Below are 19,100 nucleotides of genomic sequence, written 5' to 3'. Positions count from 1 at the left end.
TCCGGAACGGCGTCGGGCCGGCCGGGGTCAGCCGGCGACCTTGGCCGTGACCTCGACGAGGGACTTCACGGCCGCGACCGACTTGTCGAACATGGCCTGCTCTTCGGCGTTCAGCTCGATCTCGACGATCTTCTCCACGCCGCCGGCGCCGATCACCACGGGCACGCCGATATAGAGGCCGTCCACGCCGTACTGGCCGGTCAGCCTGGCGGCGCAGGGCATGACCCGCTTCTTGTCCTTCAGGTAGCTCTCCGCCATGGCGATGGCCGAGGCCGCCGGGGCGTAGAAGGCGGAACCGGTCTTCAGCAGGCCGACGATCTCCGCCCCGCCGTCGCGGGTGCGCTGCACGATCTGGTCCAGCTTCTCCTGCGTGGTCCAGCCCATCTTCACGAGGTCGGGCAGCGGGATGCCGGCGACGGTGCTGTAGCGCACCGACGGCACCATGGTGTCGCCGTGGCCGCCCAGCACGAAGGCGGTCACGTCCTCGACGCTGACCTTGAACTCCTCGGCCAGGAACCAGCGGAAGCGGGCGCTGTCCAGCACACCGGCCATGCCGACCACCTTGGCCGGGTCGAAGCCGGTGACCTGCTGCATCAGGCCGACCATGGCGTCGAGCGGGTTGGTGATGACGATGACGAAGGCGTCCGGGGCATGGGTGCGGATGCCCTCGCCCACCGCCTTGATGATCCTGGCGTTGATGCCGACCAGGTCGTCGCGGCTCATGCCCGGCTTGCGCGGCACGCCCGCCGTGACGATCACGACGTCGGCGCCGGCCAAGTCGGCATAGTTCGAGGTGCCGGTGTAGCCCGCGTCGAAGCCTTCGACCGGCGACGCCTCGGCGATGTCGAGGGCCTTGCCCTTGGCCACGCCCTCCGCGTCGGGAATGTCGAGCAGGACGATGTCGCCCAGCTCCTTCTGGCCGGCGAGCAAAGCCAGCGTGCCGCCGATCTGGCCGGCGCCGACGAGTGCGATCTTCTTGCGTGCCATGGGTTTGCGTCCTCGATTATGCCGTTCTGGGAACGGGTTGTGCGAAACGGAAGGACCCGTCGGGACGGACGCGCATCCCCCGCGCGCTCCCGGCCGCAGCCGGACCCCGTCGGAGGCACCGTGGCTGCGGCGATCTGTCCGCGGAGCCGGTGCTTAGCCTGATTCGCCCGCCGGGGCAAGCCGCCACCCGGTTAGGTTCCGGCGGGAACAGCCGGCCCGGATGCGGGGTTGCTTCTTCCGGAAGGCGGCCCGCCGGAGCCGCCGGCGCGCCCCAGCGACGACGACAGGAGTCCCCGATGCAGCATGCCACACCCCGCCGCCGGTCCCCGCCGCATCGGGTCCGTCTGCCCCGGTTGCCCGGCCCCCCGGCCACGATGCTGACCGTTCTGCTGGCCCTGACGGTCGCAGGACCCGCCCGGGCGCAGCCGGACACCGCCCCCTCCGGCCCGCGGGCGGAGCGGGAACTGCCGCAGACGGCGTCCGAGCCGCTGGGGGACTGCCGGCTGAACGCCAACCTGCTGGAGATCATGATCGACCCTGCGATGCAGTCGATCCCGCTCTGGGTCCGGCCCTTCACTTCCTGCTGCGGCCCGCCGCCGGAGCTGGTGGCCCTGCGCGAGCGCTGCGCAGTGGAGGAGTGGCGCCGCGTCCTGGTGGACTGGACCGGCCGCGGCCCCGGCGTCCGTCCCCGCGGCGAGGACAGCGGGAGGCTGATCGAGAAGGAACCCCGGCGCCCGGGCCTGGACGACCCTGCCCCCGGCCGGACGGGTCCCGCGGGTCTGCGCTGACCCGCCGGCCGACGATCTCAGCCGGGAATGTCGAAGAGCGCGAGCAGCGTCCGCATCTCCGCCTCGGTCAGCGGATAGTCGGTGCCGTGGCGGGCGTTCAGGACGCTGCGCAGGGGGATGCGGGCCGCCTTCGCCTGCACGACCCGGGCCGCCCGCATGGAAAGCCCGGCACGCCAGCACAGGGCCGTCACGCTCTTGGGCCGCTGCGTCTCCAGGATGCGGTGCACGACCTCCGCCGCGATGCCGGCACGCAGGGCCAGAGCGATCTCGACGAAGGGGCGGTCGCCCCAGGCGAGCGCATCCAGCACCGCCGCCTCGTCCAGCGTGCCGTCCGCGTGCAGGCGGCGGGCGCGGACCTCCGGCGGCTCGCGCCGGGCATACTCGCGGGCCCAGTCAATGCGCCGCCGCGCCGTGCCGGCGATGGCCTCCAGCGTCTCCGGATCGAACTCGCCCTGCTCCGCCAGCGCCTGGTGCAGGCTGTCCTGCACCGCCTCGGACAGGCGCCCGGCCAGGGCCTCGGGCACGGCCGGGCGGACGGCCAGGACCTGCCCGGGCAGGGCCGGCGGCAGGGCGACGGGCGCGGGCGGCTCCGGCGGCGGGTCGAGGTCCGGTGCCGGCCGGGGAGGCGCCTCCCCGGCCGGAACGGCATCGCTGACCCCCGGACCGGCAGCCTGTCGGCGCGCGATGGCGTCGGCCACCCAGGGCTGCGGCTGCGCCTTCAGGATGGCGATCAGATCCGCATCGGACAGGGTGGCGCAGGTGCGCAGGATCGGCTCCGCCACCTCGCGGGCGACATCGCGGGCAAGCCGGGCGACAAGGCCGGGCGGAGCGCAGTCCACGTCCTTGAGCGCGCTGGCAACGGCCGCCCGGACCCGCACCACCTGGTCCGCCGCCAGAAGCTCCAACGCATGGTGGGCAACGTCGCGCAGGGCGGCCTGCTCGGCCGCGGTAAGACCCGGCAGGGCGCGGGCCAGCTTGCCCGCCAGCAGCACGCGCACATCGTCGTCCCGGTCGCGCGCCAGCCGGGCAGAGGCCCGCAGCGGCGTGGCCGCGTTCGCCGCCACGGCCCGGCGCACCGCGGGGCTGTCGTCATCGGCCAGATAGTAGAGAAGCTCCGGCCGCGCGTCGGCGCGCGCTGCCAGCCCCGCCCGCACCGCCGGGTCGGGATCGGCGGCCAGGGCCTTGGCCGTGTCGTAGTCCAGCGGCGGAAGCGCCGGCGGCGGACTCTCCGGAGGGCGGCTCATGGGACGGGGCGGAAACGGTCGGACATGACGCCACCATCGCCGAACCGGCCCGGCACGGCAACGCCCGGCATCTGCGGGCAGCCGGATGTCCCGGACCGCAGCGGGCCGCCGCAACCGCCCCGTGCCGCTGTCCCGATAGCTTCACTTTTCCCGAGGCCGGGCATGGGTATCCTGCCCGGACGGACAGGCTCCTGGGAGACCTCGGATGCGGACGTGGCTGTTCACAAGGGTGCGGCTTTGCGGACTGGCCGTGCTTATGCTCGCCGGCGTGCCCGGCGCCCTGCCGGCGCGGGCGGAGACCATCACCCTGCGCGCCGACGCCTGGTGCCCCTACAACTGCGCCCCGGGCAGTGCCCGCCCTGGCTATGTGGTGGAGATCGCCCGCGAGGTGTTCGCCGCCCGCGGCATCGAGGTGGACTATGCCCTGATGCCCTGGGCGCGCGCCCTGGAGTCGGTGCGGCAGGGCAAGATCTCCGGGGTGATCGGTGCCACCCGGCAGGAGGGCGAGGATCTGGTCTTCGGGGAAGAGGCCGTCGGCTTCTCCTCCGACGCGCTGGCCGCCCGGCGGGGATATGGTTTCACCTACAGGGGCGCAGAGAGCCTGGACGGCCACCGACTGGCCGCCGTGCGCGACTACAGCTACGAACCGGAGATCGACGCCTACATCGCCGCCCATGCCGAGGCGGGCGAGGCCGTCAGCCTCGCGTCCGGCGAGGACGTGACCGTGCAGAACCTGCGCAAGCTGCTGGCGAACCGGGTCGATCTGGTGCTGGAGGACCGCAACGTACTGGACTACACGCTGGCCGCCGAAGGGCTGACGGGGCTGGCGGAAAGTCAGGCGATCAGCGCGCCGGAGGTGATCCACATCGCCTTCTCCCCCGCCGATCCGAAGGCGGCGGACCATGCGGCCGTGCTGGATGCCGGCCTGCGCGAGATGCGCCGGAGCGGCCGGCTGGCGGAAATCCTGAGCCGCTACGGCCTGACGGACTGGACGGTCGGGCATGCCGCGGCCGTGGCGCCCCCGCCCGGGCGGTGACGGCCGGTCCCGCCCGCCGGTCCGGAGGGCCGGGCAGGACGGCTGCGAACCGGTAAGGGAACCGATCCGTCGCAATTTATCGTCAACACAGATCCGTTAGGATAGGGCGCACCACCACGGTTGCAGGACAGAACAACCATGCGCCACCTTGCGGTCCTTTTCCTCGGCCTGTTCCTGGCGTTGCCGGCGCGGGCGGAAACCATCACCCTGCGGGCAGACCTCTGGTGCCCCTACAACTGCGAGCCGGGGCAGGAGCCGGCCGGCTATCTGATCGATCTGGCGAAGGCCGTGTTCGAACCGGCCGGCATCACCGTCGATTACCAGCTCATGGCCTATGAGGACGCCATCCAGGCGGTGCGGGCCGGAACGGTGACGGCCGTCGTGGGCGCGGCGAAGAAGGACGCGCCGGACCTGATCTTCACCAGCTCGGCGGAGGGCTATTCCTCCTATGCCTTCGCCTCGCCCAAGGGCAGCGGCTTCCGCTACACCGGACCCGACTCGCTCAAGGGCAAGCGGCTGGGGATGATCGCCGACTACACCTACGACGACGCGCTGGACGCCTACATCGCGGCGAACAAGGACACGCCCGCCGTGGTCGCCGTGTCCGGCGATGCCGCCACGCACGACCTTGTGATGCTGCTGGCCCAGGGGAAGGTGGATGTCATCATCGAGAGCGACGCCGTGCTGGAATACACGATCGAGCAGATGAAGCTGTCCAACCTGTTCGAGCTGAACGTCGCCAGCGAAGGCGCCCCGGTCTATGTCGCCTTCTCCCCGGCCGATCCCAAGGGGGCGGAGCATGCGAAGCGGCTGGAGGACGGCATCGCCGCCCTGCGCCAGAGCGGCCGGCTGGTGGAGATTCTGAAGAAGTACGGGCTGAAGGACTGGGTGAAGAAGTAGCGGCCACCTCACGGCTGCCGCAGCCCCCCGCGCGCCGTCCGCACGACGGCGCGCGTGAGGGCATCCACCACCCTCAGTCCAGCAGGGCCGCGACGGCGGCGCGGAAACGGTCGGGGCCGCAGTCCCGCGTCACCGCCGCCAGCGCCGCCGTCCGCACGGACCACCAGAGCCCGTCGTCGGTCAGCAGCCGGGTGCAGGCCAGGGCGAAGTCGGCCGGAGTCGCGCCCGTCAACAGGTCCCGCCCCGGCTGCCAGCCCAGTTGCCGGGCCAGCAGCGGCGTGCCGACGACCGGCAGGCCGTGCGCCGCCGCCTCGTGGACCTTGTGCGGGATTCCCGCGGCGAAGCGCGTCGGGGCGATGAAGACCCGGTGCCCGTCGTAGAACGGCTCCAGCGCCGGCTGCCGCCCCGCGACGGTGGCCCGGCCTGCCACCCGGGCGGCCAGCCGGGCGCTGCCCGCCGACCCGACCAGGGTGACAGCGGCGCGCTCCCGCAGCGCCTCGGGCAGCAGCGGCAGCACCTCGTCCAGGAACCAGAGGATCCCGTCCACGTTGGGCGACAGGTCGGCATCCATGTTGCCGACGAACAGCAGGCCCGCGCGCGCCTCCGGCCCGGCGGGCGTGGGCGCCGCCTCGAGCGCATGGCCGATCACCCGCACATCGGGAACACCGGCCCGCCGCATCGCGTCGGCATCCAGCGGACTGACGGCGATCACGGTATCGGCCTGCCGTGCCAGCGCCATCTCGCGCGCCCGCAGCGCCGCCTCCCGCGCTGCCGGCAGGGGTCGGCCGGCCAGCGCCGCCTCTCCCGCCAGCCGGTCGGTGAAGATCGCCTCGGCGTCGTAGACAAGCCGCGCGGACCCGATCCGCCGCCGGCCGCCGGCCGCCAGGAAGGCGCGCATGTTGTGCGGGCGGCTGACCAGGACCAGGTCGAAACATCCGCCCCGCCCGGCCAGGAAGCGCTCGGCCAGGAAACGGTCAAGGGAGGGACAGTCGTCGCCCTGCACCACCTCCACCTCCCAGGGGACATGGCGGCGGATCGCATCCCAGCCGTAGGTCTCGGGCGCGGTGGTAACCAGGGTGACGGCCGCGCCGGAACCCTGGATCTGCTTGAGGATGGCGAGGGCGCGGGGGAAGCCGGCGCCCAGCTCCGGGGCCGGCGGCCGGTCGTCCACGATCAGCACGCGGCGGGCGGGCGGCGGCCAGATGCGGCCGGCAAGATCCGCCCCCGGCGGTTGGCGCCGGGCCAGGGCGTCGTGGTGCTTCGCCGCGAACAGGCCGCGGTTGCGGCGTTGCAGCTCCAGCGCATGGTCGCGCTTCTCGGAACTGCCGAATTCCAGATGGTTGACCCGCACCCGCGGGTCGTAGACCACCGCCAGCCCGGCCGCCCAGAGGCGCAGGCAGAAATCCGTCTCCTCATAGTAGGCCGGGCTGTAGGCGGTGTCGAACCGGCCCAGCCGCTCGAACACCTCCCGGCGGAACAGCAGGAAGGCGCCGGAGCAGTAGTCCACCGTCCGCCGGAACATGTACGGACCGGCAAGCGGATGGCCGCCGCGGCCGTAGCCCTTGCAGGTGCCGTCGTTCCAGACGATGGAGCCGGCCTCCTGCAGGCTGCCGTCGGGCAGCACGATGCGCCCGCCCACGGCGCCGACCGCCGGATCGGCGGCCGTCTCCAGGGCCAGCCGCACGGCATCGGGGGCGAGGAAGGCATCGCTGTTCAGGAGCAGCAGGAAGCGGCCCCGCGCCACCTCCGCCGCCTGGTTGACGGCCTGAAGGAAGCCGAGATTGTCGCCGTTGCGGATGATCCGGGCCCCCGCGCAACGCTCCAGCAGCCGCCCGGTGTCGTCGGCGGAGGCGTTGTCGACGACGATCAGTTCCCAGGCCGGCAGATCGGCGGCGAACAGATGTCGCAGACACTCGAAGCTCAGCTCCGCATTGTTGAACAGGATCAGCACGACGCTGACCTCCGGGGCCGGCGCCGGCGCCGGGGGCACGGTGAAGCGCCCCTGCCCCGCCAGAAAGTCCTCCATGCGCGCCCGCGCCTCGCGGCGGAACTCCTCGCGGCTGCGGGCGAAGGCATGGTCGGCCGTGGAGCGCTGGCGGCCGGCGCGCAGCCGGCGCAGCCGGTGGACCCAGCCCTGCAGGCCCGGAACGGAGGCCAGGGACCGTTTCAGGGTGGCGAGGAAGGGTCTGCCCGCTGGGGTCACGCTCGGTCTCCGGGCCGTCGGTCTTGCGCCGCCGCGTCAGGTCGGCGGCGGCCGGTATCGGCGACGATCAGTACAGGGCCGCGCGGCCGGAAGGCAATCCCGGGCAGCGGCAGGGCTTTGCTGCGCCCGCGACGCTGTGCTACCAGCGGACCGTGGCGCCGGGGGCCGGCGCGAACAAGGGCAAGGACCGGGGGACCGGGATGCAGGTGGAGACGACTCCGATCGCCGGCGTGCTGCTGATCACGCCCCGACGGTTCTTCGACGACCGCGGCTACTTCGTGGAACTCTACCAGGAGGAGCGCTACCGCGCCGCCGGGGTGGACGCGCGCTTCATGCAGGACAACAGGTCCCTGTCGCGCCCGGTCTACACCGTGCGCGGCCTGCATTTCCAGCGCCCGCCCTTCGCCCAGGCGAAGCTGGTCCAGGTCCTGCGCGGCAGCATCGTGGACGTGGCGGTGGACATCCGCCACGGCTCCCCCACCTTCGGCCGGCATGTCGCCGTCACCCTGTCGGCGGAGGCGGGCAACCAGCTCTATGTCCCGGCCGGCTTCGCCCACGGTTTCTGCACGCTCGAACCGGATACGGAGGTCCACTACAAGGTCTCCGCCCCCTATTCCCGGGAGCATGACGGCGGCATCCACTGGGCCGATCCGGCGCTGGGCATCGACTGGCCGGCGGGACCCGACCGGGCCGTCGTCTCCGACAAGGACCGCGTGCTCCCCCGCCTCGCCGATCTCGGCCCGCTGTTCCATTACGAAGGCGGAACGGATGCCTGAGACGATGGAGCGCCGCCGCCTGCTCCTGCTCGGCGGCACGGGACAGGTGGGCACCGCCCTGCGCCGGCTGGCCCCTGAGCGCGGCTGGTCCGTTTCGGCTCCGGAACGGTCCGTGCTGGACCTTGCGACGGCGGACAGGGACAGTCTCCGCCAGGCGGTCGCGGCGGCGGATCTGGTGGTGAACGCCGCCGCCTACACCCGCGTGGATCAGGCGGAGACGGAGCGTGACGCCGCCATCGCCGCCAATGCGACGGGGCCTGGCCTGCTGGCCCGTGTCTGTGCGGAGGCGGAACGGCCGCTGCTGCACCTCTCCACCGACTATGTCTTCGACGGCAGCGGCACCCGGCCCTACCGGGAGGACGATCCGGTGGCGCCGCTGGGCGTCTACGGCGCCAGCAAGGCGGCCGGAGAGGCGGCGGTGCGGGAGGCCGGGCCGCGGCATGTGATCCTGCGCACGGCCTGGGTCTTCTCCCCCGACGGGAACAACTTCCTGCGCACCATGCTGCGCCTGGGCCGGGAGCGGCCGGAGGTGCGGGTGGTGGACGACCAGCGGGGCTGCCCCACCGCCGCGGACGACATCGCCGCCGCCTGTCTGGGCATCGCGGACCGGCTGGCGGCGGACCGGCCGGACGACGCCTCCCCCCTGTGGGGCACCTTCCACGTCGCCGGCACCCCGGCGACGACCTGGCACGGCTTCGCCGCCGCGATCTTTGCGGAAGCGGAACGGAGAGGCCTGCCGGTGCCCCGGCTGCTGCCGATCACGACCGCGGACTATCCCACGCCGACCCGCCGCCCGGCCTTCTCTGTGCTGGACTGTACCAGGATCGGAACGGTCTACGGGATCGCGGCGCCGGACTGGCGGGCCGGGGTGCGGCGCTGCCTGGACCGGCTGACGGCGCACTGACGCGGCCTGGCTGCGCGCGCGGCCCTTGCGCCCGGACGGCGGCCGATGCACACATCCGCGACCGGCCGCCGTCGGGCCGGACCTTGAGACGAGGGGACAGCGCATGGCCTTCACCGCCCGGATTCTGCTGCTCGGCTCCGGCGAGCTGGGTCGGGAGTTCGCCATCTCGGCCAAGCGGCTGGGCTGCCATGTCGTGGCCTGCGACAGCTATGCCGGCGCTCCCGCCATGCAGGTGGCCGACGCGGCGGAGGTCTTCCCCATGCTGGATGCCGACCGGCTGCGCGACGCCATCGAGCGCCACCGGCCGGACTTCATCGTGCCGGAGGTGGAGGCGATCCGTACTGAGGTGCTGCAGGAGGTGGAGGCCCGGGGCTTCACCGTCGTGCCCTCCGCCCGCGCCACCTACATGACCATGAACCGCGACCGCATCCGCGAGGTCGCAGCGGTGGAGCTGGGGCTGCGCACCTCCCGCTACCGCTATGCCGAGAGCCTGGAGGACGTCGAGGCGGCCGCGGCCCACACCGGGTTTCCCTGCGTCATCAAGCCGGTGATGTCCTCCTCCGGCAAGGGCCAGAGCACGGTGGACGCACCGGACAAGCTGGCCGCCGCCTGGGAGTACGCCGTCGCCAACATGCGTGGCGACCGCCGCAAGGTGATCGTCGAGGAGTTCATCCGCTTCGAGTACGAGATCACCCTGCTGACCGTGCGGACGCGGCAGGGCGTGCTGTTCTGCGAGCCGATCGGCCACCGGCAGGAGCGCGGCGACTACCAGGAATCCTGGCAGCCCGTGGGCATGGCCCCCGCCCTGCTGGCCGCCGCGCAGGAGATGGCGCGCAAGGTGGTGGACGATCTGGGCGGCTACGGTATCTTCGGCGTGGAGTTCTTCGTCACGAAGGACGAGGTGATCTTCTCCGAACTGAGCCCGCGGCCGCACGACACCGGCATGGTGACGCTGCTGTCGCAGACCCTGTCGGAATTCGACCTGCACGCCCGCGCCATCCTGGGCCTGCCGATCCCGGCCATCGACCTGCGCGGGCCGACCGCCTCGGCCGTCATCCTGGCCGACCGCGATTCCGACCGTTTCGCCTTCGAGGGTCTGGCCGAGGCGCTGGCCGTGGGCCGCGCGGACCAGGCAGTGGATGTGCGCCTGTTCGGCAAGCCGACGACGCGCCCCTACCGCCGCATGGGCGTGGCGCTCGCCACCGGCACCACCGCCGAGGAGGCACGCCGCACCGCGACCGAGGCCGCGGCACGGGTGCATATCCGCTACGAATAGGGCCGGCGCTCCGAACGGGAGCCGGGAGGCGGATCAGTCCGCCAGCCAGCGCCGCAACAGGTCGAGGGTGACCATGCCCTCCCCCTCCCGCTCCTCGCCGCCGGCCAGACGGACGAAGGGGGCGTCCGGCTCGCCCAGGTCGCTCAGCACGCAGAGCACCCGCTCCGCCGGGCCGGGCTCGGTGAAGGCGGAACGGGTGATGACCGTGGGCAGGCCGGCCGCCAGGGCGGCCTCGGCGCCGGCCGCCGAGTCCTCGATGGCGACGCAGTCCGCCGCGGCACAGCCGAGCCGCTCCAGGGCGTAATGGTAGACGTCCGGCGCGGGCTTCTTGTTCGGCACCATGTCGCCGGCGGCGATGACGGCAACGGTATGCGCCACGTCCCGCCCCGCCGTCGCCAGCAGCGCCTCCACATTCTCCGGGCTGGTGGTGGTGGCGATGGCGACCGGAATGCCGGCCGCGTGCGCCTCCAGCATCAGCCGGGCCACGCCGGGCCGCAGCCGCGCCTCCCCCGCCGTGATCAAGTCGGCATAGGTCCGGGTCTTCGCCGCGTGCAGATCCGCCAGCGAGGCCTCGGCCCGCGCCGCGTCGGGCGGGTCATAGGCCGCGATGTAGTGGAGCAGACGCTCCTTGCCGCCGGCCACCGCCAGGAGATCGCGGTAGAGGGCGGGGTCCCAGTCCCAGTCCAGGCCGAACTCCTGGAAGGTCCGGTTGAAGGCCTGACGGTGCAGTTCCTCCGTCTCGGCCAGGGTGCCGTCCACGTCGAAGAGGATGGCCTTCGGGCGCATGGGGTCCCTTTCTGCGGGGGTGGGGGCCGGATCAGGCCCGCCGCGACGCCAGGGAGGCGATCGCGCCGGGCAACGCATCGAATCGGTCGATCACATGGTCGGCCCCCAGCTCGGGGACCGGCACGCGGGAATAGCCGTAGGTGACGGCGACGACGGGCACCCCGGCGGCGCGCGCCGTGGCGACATCGTTCTCGCTGTCGCCCACCATCAGGGCCCCGGCCGGCGATGCCCCCATGCGTGCGATAGCCGCCAGCAGCGGCTCCGGCGCCGGCTTGCGCTGGGGCAGCGTGTCGCCGCCGACGACGGCGGCCAGCAGATCCAGCAGGCCGAGGTCGCGCAGCAGGTCGCGGGTGATCGCCTCGGGCTTGTTGGTGCAGACGGCAAGGCCGTGCCCCGCCGCGGCCAGCGCCCGCAGGGTGTCCAGCACCCCGGGGAAGATGCAGGCCGGATCGGCGGGGATGGCGCCATAGATGGCCATGAAGCGGTCGAGGGCGGCGTCCTGCGCCCCCGCGTCGGGCAGGCCGCCGGTCGCCTCCAGCCCGCGCTCCACCAGCCGGCGCACGCCATCGCCGACGAAGCGCCGCACCTGGGCCGGCGACACGGTCGGCCGGCCCAGATCCATCAGCGTGCGGTTCAGCGCCTGCCCGATGTCGGGAACGCTGTCCAGCAGGGTCCCGTCCAGATCGAAGACCAGGGCCGGGAAGGCCTGGACGGTCGGCTCCGGACGGGAAGTCATCGCCGTGCTCCCGCTCACGCCGCAGCGCGCCCGGCGGCGTAGAAGGCGGCCATCTTCTCCAGCGGCAGCGGCTTGATGCGCGAGGCCTGACCGGCCGTGCCGAACTGCTCGAAACGCTCCTGGCAGAGCGCCTTGGCGGCCTTGGTCGCCTCGGCCAGGAACTTGCGCGGGTCGAACTCGTCCGGCTTCTTCGCCATCAGACGGCGGATGGCGCCGGTCATGACCAGACGCACGTCGGTGTCGATGTTGACCTTGCGCACGCCGTAGCGGATGCCCTGCTGGATCTCCTCCACCGGCACGCCGTAGGTCTCCTTGATGGCCCCGCCGTTCTCCCGGATGATCTCCAGCCAGTCCTGCGGCACGGAGGAGGAGCCGTGCATCACGAGGTGGGTGTTCGGGATGCGCTCGTGGATCTCCTTCACCCGGCCGATGGCGAGGATGTCGCCCGACGGCTTGCGGGTGAACTTGTAGGCGCCGTGGCTGGTGCCGATGGCGATGGCCAGCGCGTCCACGCCGGTGGCGGCGACGAACTGAGCCGCCTGCTCCGGATCGGTCAGGAGCTGGTCGTGCGAGAGCACGCCCTCGGCGCCGGAGCCGTCCTCCTCACCCGCCTGACCGCTCTCCAGCGAGCCGAGGCAGCCCAGCTCGCCTTCGACCGAAACGCCGACAGCGTGGGCGAACTCCACCACCTTGGCCGTGACCGCGACATTGTACTCGTAGCTGGAGGGGGTCTTCATGTCCTCCTTCAGCGAACCGTCCATCATCACGCTGGTGAAGCCGGAGCGGATCGACTGCTGGCAGACGGCCGGGCTGCCGCCATGGTCCTGGTGCATGCAGATCGGAATGTGCGGCCACATCTCCACCGCCGCCTCGACCATGCGGCGCAGGAACGGCTCGCCGGCGTACTTGCGGGCACCGGCGGAGGCCTGGAGGATCACCGGGCTGTCGCAGGCGTCGGCCGCCTGCATGATCGCGTGGATCTGTTCCATGTTGTTGATGTTGAACGCCGGCACCCCGTAGCCATGCTCGGCGGCATGGTCGAGGAGCTGACGGAGGGAGATCAAGGCCATCGGATTCCTCCAGATTCTGTCGTTGTGTCGGCCGTTGTGTCGGCGCCGGTCGCGCCGTCGTTGCCAGTCCCGGGTCAGACGCGGCCCAGCAGCCGCGCCGTGCGCTGCGCCACGGCATCGGCCGTGAGGCCGAAGAAGCGGTAGAGGTCGCCGGCCGGGGCGGATTCGCCGAAGCGCGCGATGCCCACCACGTCGCCGTCCAGGCCGACATACTTGCGCCAGAGGTCGGGGGCCCCGGCCTCCACGGCCATGCGCGGCACGCCGGCGGGCAGCACGGACGCCTTCCACGCCTCGTCCTGGCGGTCGAACAGCTCGCAGCAGGGCATGGAGACGACCCGCGCCGCGATGCCGCGCCCGGCCAGCACCGTCCTGGCCTCCATCACCACCTGCACCTCGGAGCCGGTGGCGATCAGCACCACGTCCGGCCTGCCGCCATCGGCCTCCGCCAGCACATAGCCGCCGCGGGCGGCGCCGTCGGTCCGGCCGGGGCCGCTCTGCGCCGGCAGCCCCTGCCGGGACAGCAGCAGGCAGCTCGGGCCGGTGTGGCGCTCCACGGCGGTACGCCACGCGACCGCCGTCTCCAGCGCATCGCAGGGCCGCCAGACATCCATGTTGGGCATCAGCCGCAGGCTGGCGGCGTGCTCGATCGGCTGGTGGGTCGGCCCGTCCTCGCCCAGGCCGATGCTGTCGTGCGTCAGCACATGGACGACGCGCAGCCCCATCAGGGCGGCCAGCCGCAGGCCGTTGCGGGCATAGTCGGAGAAGACCAGGAAAGTGCCGCCGAACGGCAGGTAGCCACCATGCAGCGCCACGCCGTTCATCATCGCGGTCATGCCGAACTCGCGCACGCCGTAATGCACGTAGCTGCCGCCGCCGGTCATGCGGACCGAGGCGGAACCCTTCCAGTCGGTGAGGTTGGAGCCGGTCAGGTCGGCCGAGCCGCCCAGCATCTCCGGCAGCAGGCCGGCCAGGGCCTGGATCGCCTGCTGCGAGGCCTTGCGGGTGGCGACGGTGTCGGTGCGGGCCGCCGTCTCCGCGATCCAGGCGTCGGCCGCCCTGGCGAAGTCCGCCGGCAGCTCGCCCGAGACGCGGCGGGTGAACTCGGCCGCCAGATCGGGGTGCGCCTCGGCATAACGGCGGAACCGCTCCTGCCACGCGCCCTCCAGGGCGGCGCCGCGGCCGCGCGCGTCCCAGCCGGCGCGCACGTCCTCGGGGATCTCGAACGGGGCCGCGGTCCAGCCCATCTCCGCCTTGGCGGCGGCGGACTCGGCGGCCCCCAGGGGCGCGCCGTGGACATCGTGGGTGCCGGCCTTGGCCGGGCTGCCCCAGCCGATGACGGTCTTGCAGCAGATCAGGGTGGGCTTGCCGCAGGGTGTCACCGCCTCGGCCAGCGCCCGGTCCAGCGCCGCCGCGTCGTGCCCGTCCACGTCGCGGATGACGCGCCAGCCATAGGCCTCGAACCGCTTCGGCGTGTCGTCGGCGAACCAGCCGACGACATGGCCGTCGATGGAGATGCCGTTGTCGTCATAGAGCACGACCAGCTTCTCCAGCCCCAGCGTGCCCGCGAGCGAGCAGACCTCGTGGCTGAGACCCTCCATCAGGCAGCCGTCGCCGACGAAGCAGAAGGTGCGGTGATCGACGATGGTGTGGTCCGGCCGGTTGAACTCGGCCGCCAGCAGGCGCTCGGCCAGCGCCATGCCGACGGCGTTGGCGATGCCCTGGCCGAGCGGGCCGGTCGTCGTCTCCACGCCCGGCGTGAGGCCGTATTCGGGGTGGCCCGGCGTCTTGGAGTGGAGCTGGCGGAACCGCTTCAGCTCCTCGATCGGCAGGTCGTAGCCGGTGAGGTGCAGCAGACCGTAGAGCAGCATCGAGCCGTGGCCGTTCGACAGCACGAAGCGGTCACGGTCCGGCCAGGCCGGATCGGCCGGGTTGTGGCGCAGGTGACGGCGCCACAGCGCCTCGGCGATGTCGGCCATGCCCATGGGCATGCCGGGGTGGCCGGACTTGGCCGCCTCCACCGCGTCGATCGCCAGCACCCGCAGCGCGTTGGCAAGGTGCCGACGCTCCGCCGGGGACAGGGGGTCGGGCATCGTCGGGGCAAGGGCTTCCTGTGCGCCGGCCTCTGCGGTCGCGGTCATGGCAAATCCTCCGGGTGGGTTCGGGCGACGTCGGGCCACCCTTGTGCTTGGAATTCTAGAACGCCTTCTTCTTGCGATCCATGAGCTGCCAGATCATGGGGGTGAAGATCAACTGCATGGCCAGCGCCATCTTATCGCCCGGGCAGACGATGGTGTTGGGCCGGGACATGAAGCTGTCCTTCAGCATCGCCAGCAGGTAGGGGAAGTCGATCCCCTTGGGGTTGGCGAAGCGGATGACCAGCATGCTCTCGTCGGAGCTGGGAATGTCGCGGGCGACGAAGGGATTGCTGGTGTCCACCGTCGGCACGCGCTGGAAGTTCACGTCCGTCAGGCTGAACTGCGGGCAGATGTACTTCACATAGTCCGGCATGCGGCGCAGGATCGTATCGACCACGGCCTCCTGCGAATAGCCGCGCATGTTGCGGTCGCGGTGGATCTTCTGGATCCACTCCAGGTTCACGATGGGCACGACGCCGATCCTGAGATCGACATGGCGGGACACGTCAACCCGGTCGGTCTTCACGCAGCCGTGCAGGCCCTCGTAGAACAGGATGTCGGTGTCGGCCGGCAAGGTCTCCCAGTCGGTGAAGGTGCCGGGCTCCTGACCGTAGGGCTCGGCCTCCTTGTCGTCGTGCAGGTACTTGCGGACACGGCCCTGGCCTGTCTCGCCGTAGTGGCGGAACAGATCCTCCAGCTCCTCGAACAGGTTCGCCTCGGGGCCGAAATGGCTGAAGTCGGGCTGGTTGTTCTCCTGCGCTTCCTTCATCTTCGCCCGCATCTCCTTGCGGTCGTAGCGATGGAAGCTGTCACCCTCGACGATGGCCGCGGTGACGCCCTCACGGCGGAAGATCTGCTGGAAGGTGCGGGTGACGGTGGTCGTCCCGGCGCCGGACGAGCCGGTGATGGCGATGATGGGGTGCTTGACCGACATGGTGGCTCCTGCCCGTCCGGGCTCAATCCTGGGTGGCGGAAACGGGGGTGATGAAGACCGAGCGGGTGCCGAACAGCGGCGCCTCGAACTTCAGGTCCTCCCCCCGGTCGTAGGCTGCATGGTAGCGGTCGAGCCGCTCCACCTCGGCCTTGGAGCCGAGGATCAGGGGCACGCGCTGGTGCAGGCTCTCCGGCTTGATGTCCAGGATGCGCTGACGTCCGGTGCTGGCGGCCCCGCCGGCCTGTTCCACCACCATGGCGATGGGGTTGGCCTCGTAGAGCAAGCGGAGACGGCCGGGCTTGCAGGACGGGCGGGTATCCCGCGGGTACATGAACAGGCCGCCGCGGATCAGGATGCGGTAGACCTCCGCCACCAGACTGGCGACCCAGCGCATGTTGAAGTCCTGCCCGCGCGGGCCGGTCTTGCCCTCGATGCACTCCTCCACGTAGCGGCGGACGGGCGGTTCCCAGAAACGCTCGTTCGAGGCGTTGATGGCGAACTCGCACGCCTTCTCGGGGATGCGCATGTTCGGATGCGTCAGGGTATAGGCGCCGACCTCGCGGTCCAGCGTGAAGCCGTGCACGCCCTCGCCGAAGGTGGTGATGATCATGTCCACCGGGCCGTAGAGGGCGAAGCCGGCCGCCACCTGCTGCGTGCCCGGCTGCAGGAAATCCTCGACGGTCGGTTCGGTCACGCCCTCGGGCGCGCGCAGGATCGAGAAGATGGTGCCGACCGTGACGTTGACGTCCAGGTTGGAGGAACCGTCCAGCGGATCGAAGACCAGGAGGTAGCGGCCGCGCGGGAACTGCGCGGGAATGACGTAGGGCTCCTCCATCTCCTCCGAGGCCATGCCGCAGACCTGGCCGCCGAACTCGCAGTTCCGCAGGAAGATCTCGTTGGCGATGAGGTCCAGCGGCTTCTGCATCTCGCCATGGACGTTCACGCCGGGCGCCGCGACGGTTTCCACCCCGATGGGGGTGTAAGGCTGCTTGAGGGAGCCCCGGGCGACGGCCGTCGCAATGAACTTGCAGGCGGTCTGCACGTCGTTCAGCAGCGCGGTCAGTTCGGTATCGCTGCCACCGCGGCGGCGCTGATCTTCGATTATGAAGCGACTGAACGTCGTTCGACGATGCGGCATCTGATTCCCCCGTTCTCAATCCTGCCGGCGGTTCGCTCGCCAGCTTGTCGGTTTCACCGCCGGAAGGACGGCGCCTATTGCGCGAAAACCCGGCTCTTGCGGATGTCCTCTCCCGTGATCGTCTGCAGGGCTTCCAGGTCAAGCGGCGCTCCGCGCGCCTCGAACAGCCGGTTTGCCTGACGCAGACGGGCACGGTCCAGCGCGTTCCGGATGGAGCGCGCATTGGAGAAACGCGGTTGTGCCATCCGGCGCGTGATGTAATCCCGCATCGCCGACTCCGCATCCGGCGAGAAGCGGTAGTTCATCCCGTCCATCATCAGCCGCGCGATCTGCATCAGCTCTTCCGGCTCATAGTCCGGGAAGTCCACATGATGGGCGATGCGCGAGGCCATGCCGGGGTTGGACTTGAAGAAGGTGTCCATCCGGTCCTTGTAGCCGGCCAGGATGACGACCAGATCGTCCCGGTTGTCCTCCATCACCTGCAACAGGATCTCGATGGCTTCCTGCCCGTAGTCGCGCTCGTTCTCCGGGCGGTACAGGTAGTAGGCCTCGTCGATGAACAGCACACCACCCATGGCGCGCTTCAGCACGTCCTTGGTCTTGGGCGCGGTGTGGCCGATGTACTGGCCGACCAGATCGTCGCGCGTGACGCTGACGACATGGTCGCGCCGGATGTAGCCCAGCCCGTGCAGGATGCCGGCCATCCGCCGGGCCACGGTGGTCTTGCCGGTGCCGGGATTGCCGGTGAAGCACATGTGCAGCGGCGGCGGGTCCGCCTGCATGCCGAGGGAGCGGCGCGCCCGCTCCACCAGCAGCAGGGCCGCGATCTCGCGGATGCGGGTCTTCACCGGCTTCAGGCCGACCAGCTCGCGGTCCATCTGTTCCAGCATCGTGCCGATGCCGGAGTCGCGGTACAGGGAGTCCAGATCCACCGTCCGGGGCGTGTCTGACGCCGCCGCACCGCCCGCCGCCGCCGCGGGACCGTCCATGGGCGTGCTCATGCCGACCTCCCGCCGGTGCTGGCCGGCGCCTCCTCCAGCGCGGCGCGCAGGGCGCGCACCACCTCATGGTAGCCGCCGTCGGCATCGCGGGCGCCGAAGATGGCGGACCCGGCGACGAAGGTATCCGCCCCGGCATCCGCCACCGCGCGGATGTTGGACGGCTTGATGCCGCCATCCACCTCCAGCCAGATCTCCGCCCCCGTGCGTTCGGTGTGGGCGTCGATGCGGCGGCGGATGGCGGCGATCTTGTCGAGCGCCGACGGAATGAAGGACTGCCCGCCGAAGCCGGGATTGACCGACATCACCAGGATCAGGTCCAGCCGGTCCATCACATGGTCGAGATGATGGAGCGGCGTCGCCGGGTTGAGAACCAACCCGGCGCGGCAACCCTGGTCGCGGATCAGCGCCAGGGTGCGGTCCACATGATCGGATGCTTCCGGATGGAAGCTGATGATGTCGGCGCCGGCCTTGGCGAACATGGGGACCAGGGCGTCCACCGGGCGCACCATCAGGTGCACGTCGATGGGCGCCTTGGTGCAGGGCCGGATCGCCTCGCAGACCAGCGGGCCGATCGTGAGGTTGGGCACGTAATGGTTGTCCATCACGTCAAAATGGATGACGTCGCACCCGGCCTCCACGACCCGCTGCACCTCCTCCCCCAGCCGCGCGAAGTCGGCCGAGAGGATGGAGGGGGCGAGACGATGACGCCGCGGGGGCCTATCGGCCATTTCCCGTCCCCGCCTGATAACGCCGCCCCGCGGGGCTGGACGTGGCGTAGCTGCGGATCGTGTAGTGGACCTGCCGGCCCGCGCCCTCGTCGCGCACCAGCTCGAAGCCGGGCTCCTCGGCGGGACGGTTGACGATGAACGACATGCGCACGGACTCGAACCCTTCCGAGCTGTCGAAGGCCAGCACCTTGACATACATGTCCGGGTGCGCCTTGCGGCAGGCGTCGATCTCCATCACGACACCCTTGGCGTCGCGGAGGTCGAACATGGGCGTGCCCCACATGTGCCAGTAGTAGTTGCGCGGGTGCGGATCGTCCGTGTACTCGACCGCCACCGCCCAGCCCTGCTCAAGGGCGTACTGCACCTGCTTGGAGATCTCCGCGTCGGTCAGGTCCGGCAGGAAGGAGAATTGGCCTTGGGTCAACCGCATGGGTCTGGTCCTCTTCTGCAATCCGCCG

General features: G+C 71.2%; 18 protein-coding genes. 6 read left to right on the top strand and 12 right to left on the bottom strand.

Annotation, left to right across the window (positions count from 1 at the left end):
* Positions 1-27: 27 nt before the first annotated feature.
* Positions 28-987, bottom strand: coding sequence for a malate dehydrogenase (mdh, locus tag RC1_RS19520; RefSeq protein WP_012569192.1), 960 nt, complete (start codon positions 985-987; stop codon positions 28-30).
* A 374-nt stretch (positions 988-1,361) separates the two neighbouring features.
* Between mdh and RC1_RS19515 the strand changes: the two genes are divergently transcribed.
* On the top strand, positions 1,362-1,775 hold the full coding sequence (locus RC1_RS19515; RefSeq protein ID WP_041785599.1) for a hypothetical protein: 414 nt from the start codon (positions 1,362-1,364) through the stop codon (positions 1,773-1,775).
* Positions 1,776-1,792: 17 nt separating this feature from the next.
* Here RC1_RS19515 and RC1_RS19510 read toward each other — a convergent pair whose 3' ends face one another.
* Positions 1,793-3,019, bottom strand: coding sequence for a DUF2336 domain-containing protein (locus RC1_RS19510; protein ID WP_012569189.1), 1,227 nt, complete (start codon positions 3,017-3,019; stop codon positions 1,793-1,795).
* Between the two features lie 256 nt (positions 3,020-3,275).
* On the opposite strand from RC1_RS19510, the gene RC1_RS19505 reads away from it, so the two are divergent.
* Positions 3,276-4,055 carry a substrate-binding periplasmic protein gene (locus tag RC1_RS19505; RefSeq protein ID WP_049766777.1) on the top strand — a complete coding sequence of 260 codons (780 nt, stop codon included), beginning with the start codon at positions 3,276-3,278 and terminating at the stop codon, positions 4,053-4,055.
* Between the two features lie 138 nt (positions 4,056-4,193).
* The gene (locus tag RC1_RS19500) at positions 4,194-4,955 is read left to right on the top strand and encodes a substrate-binding periplasmic protein (protein ID WP_012569187.1); all 762 of its coding nucleotides are present in this window, start codon (positions 4,194-4,196) and stop codon (positions 4,953-4,955) included.
* Positions 4,956-5,028: 73 nt separating this feature from the next.
* Here the strand turns inward: RC1_RS19500 and RC1_RS19495 are convergent, their stop codons facing one another.
* Positions 5,029-7,158, bottom strand: a complete 2,130-nt coding sequence (locus RC1_RS19495; protein WP_012569186.1) for a glycosyltransferase — start codon at positions 7,156-7,158, stop codon at positions 5,029-5,031.
* A 23-nt stretch (positions 7,159-7,181) separates the two neighbouring features.
* Here RC1_RS19495 and rfbC point away from each other — a divergent pair, with 23 nt between their 5' ends.
* From rfbC to purT, 3 genes are all read left to right on the top strand, one after another.
* Positions 7,182-7,934 carry a dTDP-4-dehydrorhamnose 3,5-epimerase gene (rfbC, locus tag RC1_RS19490; protein WP_336884702.1) on the top strand — a complete coding sequence of 251 codons (753 nt, stop codon included), beginning with the start codon at positions 7,182-7,184 and terminating at the stop codon, positions 7,932-7,934.
* A complete protein-coding gene (gene rfbD / locus RC1_RS19485) occupies positions 7,927-8,838 on the top strand; it encodes a dTDP-4-dehydrorhamnose reductase (RefSeq protein WP_234703806.1) in 912 nt (303 codons plus the stop codon). Before rfbC ends, rfbD begins: the two co-directional genes overlap by 8 nt.
* A gap of 103 nt (positions 8,839-8,941) precedes the next feature.
* Positions 8,942-10,114, top strand: coding sequence for a formate-dependent phosphoribosylglycinamide formyltransferase (gene purT / locus RC1_RS19480; RefSeq protein WP_012569183.1), 1,173 nt, complete (start codon positions 8,942-8,944; stop codon positions 10,112-10,114).
* 33 nt (positions 10,115-10,147) lie between these two features.
* Here the strand turns inward: purT and RC1_RS19475 are convergent, their stop codons facing one another.
* The 9 genes from RC1_RS19475 to RC1_RS19435 all read right to left on the bottom strand — a co-directional run bounded on the left by RC1_RS19475 (position 10,148) and on the right by RC1_RS19435 (position 19,072).
* Positions 10,148-10,900 (bottom strand): HAD-IA family hydrolase, encoded by a 753-nt coding sequence (locus RC1_RS19475; RefSeq protein ID WP_012569182.1) that lies wholly within the window; start codon positions 10,898-10,900, stop codon positions 10,148-10,150.
* A 31-nt stretch (positions 10,901-10,931) separates the two neighbouring features.
* On the bottom strand, positions 10,932-11,636 hold the full coding sequence (gph, locus tag RC1_RS19470; RefSeq protein WP_012569181.1) for a phosphoglycolate phosphatase: 705 nt from the start codon (positions 11,634-11,636) through the stop codon (positions 10,932-10,934).
* Positions 11,637-11,650: 14 nt separating this feature from the next.
* Complete coding sequence (gene fba / locus RC1_RS19465) at positions 11,651-12,706, bottom strand: class II fructose-bisphosphate aldolase (protein WP_012569180.1); 1,056 nt, start codon at positions 12,704-12,706, stop codon at positions 11,651-11,653.
* 74 nt (positions 12,707-12,780) lie between these two features.
* Positions 12,781-14,844: a transketolase gene (tkt, locus tag RC1_RS19460; RefSeq protein ID WP_012569179.1), complete on the bottom strand. Its 2,064-nt coding sequence runs from the start codon at positions 14,842-14,844 to the stop codon at positions 12,781-12,783.
* A gap of 55 nt (positions 14,845-14,899) precedes the next feature.
* Complete coding sequence (locus RC1_RS19455) at positions 14,900-15,775, bottom strand: phosphoribulokinase (RefSeq protein ID WP_012569178.1); 876 nt, start codon at positions 15,773-15,775, stop codon at positions 14,900-14,902.
* A 22-nt stretch (positions 15,776-15,797) separates the two neighbouring features.
* Entirely contained in the window at positions 15,798-16,913 is a 1,116-nt protein-coding gene (locus RC1_RS19450; protein ID WP_012569177.1) for a class 1 fructose-bisphosphatase, read from the bottom strand.
* A 74-nt stretch (positions 16,914-16,987) separates the two neighbouring features.
* The gene (cbbX, locus tag RC1_RS19445; RefSeq protein ID WP_012569176.1) at positions 16,988-17,914 is read right to left on the bottom strand and encodes a CbbX protein; all 927 of its coding nucleotides are present in this window, start codon (positions 17,912-17,914) and stop codon (positions 16,988-16,990) included.
* Positions 17,911-18,642, bottom strand: coding sequence for a ribulose-phosphate 3-epimerase (gene rpe, locus RC1_RS19440; protein ID WP_012569175.1), 732 nt, complete (start codon positions 18,640-18,642; stop codon positions 17,911-17,913). The genes cbbX and rpe overlap by 4 nt, the downstream gene beginning before the upstream one ends.
* Positions 18,632-19,072, bottom strand: a complete 441-nt coding sequence (locus tag RC1_RS19435; protein WP_012569174.1) for a ribulose bisphosphate carboxylase small subunit — start codon at positions 19,070-19,072, stop codon at positions 18,632-18,634. The genes rpe and RC1_RS19435 overlap by 11 nt, the downstream gene beginning before the upstream one ends.
* Between the last annotated feature and the right edge of the window lie 28 nt (positions 19,073-19,100).

The sequence above is a fragment of the Rhodospirillum centenum SW genome (assembly GCF_000016185.1).
In the GTDB taxonomy this organism is placed as follows: Bacteria; Pseudomonadota; Alphaproteobacteria; order Azospirillales; family Azospirillaceae; genus Rhodocista; species Rhodocista centena.
This window is presented reverse-complemented; position numbering and strand designations above follow the sequence as displayed.